Below are 5,446 nucleotides of genomic sequence, written 5' to 3'. Positions count from 1 at the left end.
CACCACAGCCGGGCCCCGCACCGCCGCCGGGAACGCCGACACCACCGACGAATACCCGCGCACCGATTTCAACGTCCCCACCCGGGGGCTGAAGCGGGCGCGCTGGGACCGGGAATCGGTGCACGCCATCCTGGACGCCGGGTGGATCTGCCACCTGGGCTTCGCGCGTGAGGGCCGTCCGGTGGTCCTGCCCACTCTCTACGCCCGGCGGGGAGAGCGTCTGTACGTGCACGGTTCCACCGGTTCCCGGCCGCTGCGCGCGGCCGGGAACCCGGAGGGTCTCCCGGTGTGTGTAACGGTCACACACGTGGACGGCGTGGTGCTGGCCAAGTCCGCGTTCCACCACTCCGTCAACCACCGCTCGGTCGTCGTGCACGGCACCGCCCGGCAGGTCACCGACCCGGCCGAACGGGCCCGTGCCCTGGACGCGCTGGTGGACCAGGCGGTGCCCGGCCGGTCGGCGGACTGCAGACCGGCCGACGCGCGGGAGGCGGCCGCCACCGCCGTACTCGCGATCGACCTCACCGAGGTCTCGGCCAAGGTGCGGGAGGGCGGACCGAACGACGAACCCGGGGATCTCTCACTCCCGCACTGGAGCGGGGTTCTCCCGATCCACACCGTGCGCGGCGTCCCCGTTCCCGCCGACGCCCGGGAGGCTGCCCGGCCGGTTCCCGCGTACCTCGCGTCCGCCGACGGGAACGGACCGGGTCTCGGACAGGATCAGCCCCGTGACCGCCGACAGCAGGAGGACGGTACCGGTGACGGTGGCGGGTGAGAGCGCCTCCCCCAACCACACCACGGCGATCACGGCGGCGGTGAGGGGTTCGATCAGCGCGATGATCGAGGCGGTCGCCGCCCGCACGACCGCCAGCCCCGCGAAGTACAGCGCGTAGGCCAGCGCGGTGGGCACCGCGGCCATGTAGACCATCAGCCCGATGGTCTCCGGCAGCGCGTCCGCGAGCGGCAACAGCCCACGCCCCTCCAGCAGACCGAGGGGCAGCAGACAGGTCGCGCACACCGCGAAGGACGACAGGGTGGTGGTCCGGGGGTCCGCCGACACACCCCGGGAGCCGGCCCACCGGGTGTACAGGGTGATGACGGCGTACCCCGTCGCCGACATCAGGGCGAAGCCCACGCCGAGCGGGCTCACCGTGCCGGCCCCGTGGGCGCCGCCCGACATCAGGACGACCAGCCCGAGCAGGGCCCCGAGAACGGCGAGTGCTCCGCCCCCGCCGAGCCGCTCCCCCATCCACCACCGGGCGCCCAGGGCGATGAGTACCGGACCGGCGCCGAGGGTCACCACGGTGCCGACGGCCAGGCCCGTGTGCTGGACACCGGCGAAGTAGGCGGTCTGGAAGACCGTGAGTCCCAGCCCCATGACGGTGACCCGGGCGATCCGTTCACGCCGCCGGTTCCGGGCCGGGACGGAGGGAACAGCCGGAGCGGGGAGGGAACGTCGGCGCGTGAGGCCCCCGAGGGCCAGCAGCAGTACCAGACCGCCGAGGGTGCGCCAGAACGTGAGGGCCACCGGGCCCAGGCCACTGGTTTCGAAGAGGACGGCCGCCGCCGCCCCCGCCGTGCCCCAGGCGGTGGCGGCCACGATGACGTAGAGCAGTCCCCGGCCCACGGGCAGGGCGGGAACGGGTGACAAGGAGTGTGACATGAGTGGGTGTTCTCCCGCGCGAGGAATGCCGGACAGATCGCGTATCCCGTGGCGGGCACGATCCGTCGGCGCGGGAACCCCGGGGGATCCGTCGCGCTCGTACCGGTACGGCCCGCGTTACGCGGCCGGGGGCGGAAGAACGGTCATCGGCATGGATCGCACCCTACGGGGCGCTCCCGGACCGGGCAACTCCCCGGTCCGGGTGCCCGGTGGACGGGCGGTCACCCCGTCCCGGGCAGCCAGCCCACCCGTCCGGCGAGCAGCGCCCAGCCGACGAAGGCGACGATGTCGATCAGGGCATGGGCCACCACCAGGGGCATCACCCGTCCCCAGCGCCGGTACAGCAGCACGAAGACGACGCCCATCACGAGATTGCCGACGAAACCGCCGATGCCCTGGTAGAGATGGTAGAAGGCGCGCAGCACGGAGGAGGCCACGAGCGCGGCCACCGGGCTCCACCCGAGCTGTCCGAGTCGGTGCAGCAGGTAGCCGACCACGACCACCTCCTCCAGCAGGGAGTTCTGCAGGGCGGAGGCGATCAGCACGGGCAGTTTCCACCAGGTCTCCGGGAGCGACTCGGGCACCACCGTGAGATTGAGTCCGGTGGCCTGCGCGCCGAGGTAGAGCGCCAGTCCACCAGCGCCGATGAGGGCCGCCACTCCCGCTCCCCGACCGAGATCGGACCACGGTCGGCGCCCATCCAGTCCGATGGCGCCAGTGCCGGGGGCGGTGCCGTCGAAACGGTCACGGGTCAACAGGTGGATCACCAGTAACACGGGCACCAGCGCGGTGGCGATCCCGAAGACCTGCCAGGCGAGGTCGAGCCACGGGCGGTCCGGGGCACGGGAGGAGTTCAGTCCGGCGACGTGGTCGGAGAGACCACCGGGCGCCGTGAGCACGCCGGTGAACCGGATCAGGGAGGCGATCGCGCTCGCCCCCAGGGAGAGCGCGAGGACCAGCAACACCTCGTGGCCCAGGACACGGCGACGGAGCGGGTCGGTCACGGGGAGGGGGCCGGCGGCGCGGTGGGCGTCCCCGGATTTCCCGGCTGGTCCGGTCCGTCCGCCGGGGAGCGGAAGCCCCGCCGTGTCGGGGTCCCGTGCCCCGGCCGCCGGGTTCGCGTCGCGTCCCGCTCCGTCCCGCCGCATGCACCGCTCCTCGCCTGGTCGTCGCCGGGGTGATCCCCGATCCGGAGCCGGGCGGGGACGCCTCAGACGTCCAGGGGCCAGGTGTGGACCGGTTCGTCGGCGGCGGAGAGCTCGCAGTACCGCTGAACCAGCCGCATGAGCGCCGTGTCCCGATCGGCCCCGCGCTCCACCGCCCGGTGATGGAACCGAGTCTGCCATCCGGCGCCGGTGAGACCGGTGCGGCACCGCCCCTCGATCACCGAGAGGTAACGATCGCGGTCGGCCGGGGCGATACCCCAGGCGTCCAGTCCCGCCGAGGCCATGGGCACCAGGTGGTCGGTGATCAAACGGGCGGCCGGGATCTCCTCGCTCTCCTGCCCGCGGCCCCGGCGGGGCCACGCCAGACGGGCGTCGATGCCGTGTCTGCAGGCGGTGTGGAAGTTGTGCTCGGCCATGCGGAAGGGAAGGCGTCGCCACAGCGGCTCGGGCTGTTCGGCCAGGGAGCGAACCAGTCCGTAGTAGAAGGCGGCGTTGGCGACCATGTCCGTGACGGTGGGCCCGGTGGACAACACGCGGTTCTCCACCCGCAGGTGCGGCACGCCGTCCGCGATGTCGTAGACGGGTCGGTTCCAGCGGTAGACGGTGCCGTTGTGCAGGACGAGTTCGGCGAGTCGGGGTACGCCACCGGCGGCCAGGACCCGACGGGGCTCCTCCTCGTCACACAGGGGCAGCAGGGCCGGGAAGTAGCGCAGGTTCTCCTCGAAGAGGTCGAGGGGCGAGTCGATCCAACGCTCCCCGAACCAGGAGCGCGGACGCACCCCCTGGACGATGAGTTCGGGTGAGCGGGTATCCGTGGCCTGCAGGAAAAGCGGAGGGCGGGTCTCCTGCCACAGTTCGCGGCCGAAGGCGAAGGGGGAGTTGGCGCCCACGGCGATCTGGGCGGCGGCGGCCACCTGGGAGGCGTTCCACACGTCGGCGAACCGCTCGGGGGTGACCTGGAGATGGAACTGCACGGCCGTGCAGACCGATTCGGGGATGATCGAGTCGAAGGTGCGACGCAGGGTCTCGGTTCCCGTGATGTCGAGGGAGATCAGTTCCCCGCGGGCCGACATGATCTGGTCGTTCAGCAGTGTGTAACGTTCCGCGTCGGTGAGTTGGGCGGCATTCATGCCCTCTCCCGTGAGAGTGGGAAGAATACCCACCAGAACCGGCCGGGCGTCGAATTCGACTCCGGTCCGGGCCGCATAGGCGAAGGCGATCCGCAGCTCCTCCGCCAGGTCGTCCAGAACCCTGCCGCGCAACCGGCGGGGTGCCATATTCAGTTCCAGCGTGAAGCGCCCCAACTCACTCTGGAAATCGGCGGTGGCCATCCGGGACAGCACCTCCTCGTTGACCATTCGCGGGGCGCCCCTCGAATCGGCCAGCGGAACCTCCACCTCCAATCCGATGAGATCCCTGGGGCGGTCGAACGCCTTGTCCTCCAACAAATCACGCAGAGCGTCCAGACAGCTCCGCAGTTTCTCGCGAAAACGCCGACGGTCCGCCGGATCGAAGCCGTCAGCTGCGATGTTCGCGCCCACGACCGGGCACCTCCTTCGACGGTCCCCCCGGAGCCGGCCCGGGACCGGGGGCCTCCGGGATCGGGGCGCGCGGCCCGCGATGTTCCGATCATGCCCATCGCCGGGGCACGCTAACGCACGGGACGCGGCACGCCGCTTCCGGCGGAAGCACGGTCACGACGCATATTCCTGTGGAATACTGCCCACAGGGGAGCCGGAAGGACGTGGCTTCCGTCACGCGACCGGCCCGCCCGTCATGGCTGCCGGAGGGCGGGAAAACGGAATTCGGCCGGTTTTCCGCTTGCCGTCACATCCCGGTACGGCTACCGGAAACATGGCGCCAACATACGCCGGTTAAAATCCTGGAACGCGTGTCTCCGAAGCGAGAGGCGACCCACCATGCCCCTGCATCTTCCGCCGGCGCCCGAGCCGGCCGAGCGTTGTGTGCGCACCGCACTTCGCTCCCCCGCTGTTCTGGCTCCCCATTCCCGGGAAACCCATCGGGCCCACCGCGAGGACCGGGAGGTTCGCGAGAGTCGCGAGGATCTGGTACCGGCACGTCCGCTGCCGGTGCACCAGTGGGAGGTCGGGACCGCCGTCCCGGCGTCCGCTCCGCTGGTCGGCTGGCGGTTCCTGCTGATGCGGGACGGTCTGCCGGTCGGCACGGCCGAGACCCGGCTGACCCCCGACGGTTGGGCTTTCTCACACTTCGGTGAGGGGCCCTACGCGGCGTCCACGGATCTCGCGCTCCGGCGGGCGGACGAGTTGGAGGACTCCTGGTCGCCGTGTCTGTTGTCGGTTCCCCGGCTGTACATGCTCACCCTGTGGCTCCGTCCCGCCGCGGAGGCGGGCGCGGCGGAGCCGGCCGGTGGCGGGCCCGTGGCAGGTGACCTGCTGATCCCCCTGGCACCGGCGCCTCCGGGCATCGCGGCGAACCGGCCCATGACGGCCGCGACGCTGCACGCGCTGGTGGGTTCCAGACTGGCGCCTGCTCAGTTGGCGGGCTGAGAGCGCCGGACGCCGGGTCGGGCCCGTTCCCCCGAGGACGTGGGAGCGGACCCGACCCGGCACCCGTGTGTCCGGGGGGGGTGCTCGGG

At 71.7% G+C, this 5,446-nt stretch carries 4 protein-coding genes and 1 pseudogene; 2 read left to right on the top strand and 3 right to left on the bottom strand.

Going from position 1 to position 5,446, the window contains the following annotated elements; genetic code table 11:
• Positions 1–88: 88 nt before the first annotated feature.
• Positions 89–775: a pyridoxamine 5'-phosphate oxidase family protein gene (locus FNQ90_RS27295; RefSeq protein WP_323379888.1), complete on the top strand. Its 687-nt coding sequence runs from the start codon at positions 89–91 to the stop codon at positions 773–775.
• Here the strand turns inward: FNQ90_RS27295 and FNQ90_RS11370 are convergent.
• The 3 genes and pseudogenes from FNQ90_RS11370 to FNQ90_RS11360 form a co-directional block, all read right to left on the bottom strand.
• Positions 683–1,663 (bottom strand): annotated as a pseudogene (locus FNQ90_RS11370) (DMT family transporter); the annotation flags it as partial. The gene FNQ90_RS27295 and the pseudogene FNQ90_RS11370 sit on opposite strands and share 93 nt — an antisense overlap.
• 221 nt (positions 1,664–1,884) lie before the next feature.
• Positions 1,885–2,667, bottom strand: coding sequence for a CPBP family intramembrane glutamic endopeptidase (locus FNQ90_RS11365; RefSeq protein WP_323379887.1), 783 nt, complete (start codon positions 2,665–2,667; stop codon positions 1,885–1,887).
• A gap of 206 nt (positions 2,668–2,873) precedes the next feature.
• Positions 2,874–4,370: a glutamate--cysteine ligase gene (locus tag FNQ90_RS11360; RefSeq protein WP_182606257.1), complete on the bottom strand. Its 1,497-nt coding sequence runs from the start codon at positions 4,368–4,370 to the stop codon at positions 2,874–2,876.
• A 378-nt stretch (positions 4,371–4,748) separates the two neighbouring features.
• On the opposite strand from FNQ90_RS11360, the gene FNQ90_RS11355 reads away from it, so the two are divergent.
• Entirely contained in the window at positions 4,749–5,357 is a 609-nt protein-coding gene (locus FNQ90_RS11355) for a hypothetical protein (RefSeq protein WP_182606256.1), read from the top strand.
• Positions 5,358–5,446 lie beyond the last annotated feature (89 nt).

This window comes from Streptomyces alkaliphilus, assembly GCF_014141535.1.
Classification (GTDB): domain Bacteria; phylum Actinomycetota; class Actinomycetes; order Streptomycetales; family Streptomycetaceae; genus Streptomyces; species Streptomyces alkaliphilus.
Note: the sequence above shows the minus strand (reverse complement) of the source record. Positions and strands in the feature narration are given on the sequence as shown.

Coding starts and splice junctions, on each gene's coding strand:
- FNQ90_RS11355 (WP_182606256.1), top strand. CDS start 4,749: ATGCCCCTGCATCTTCCGCCGGCGCCCGAGCCGGCCGAGCGTTGTGTG.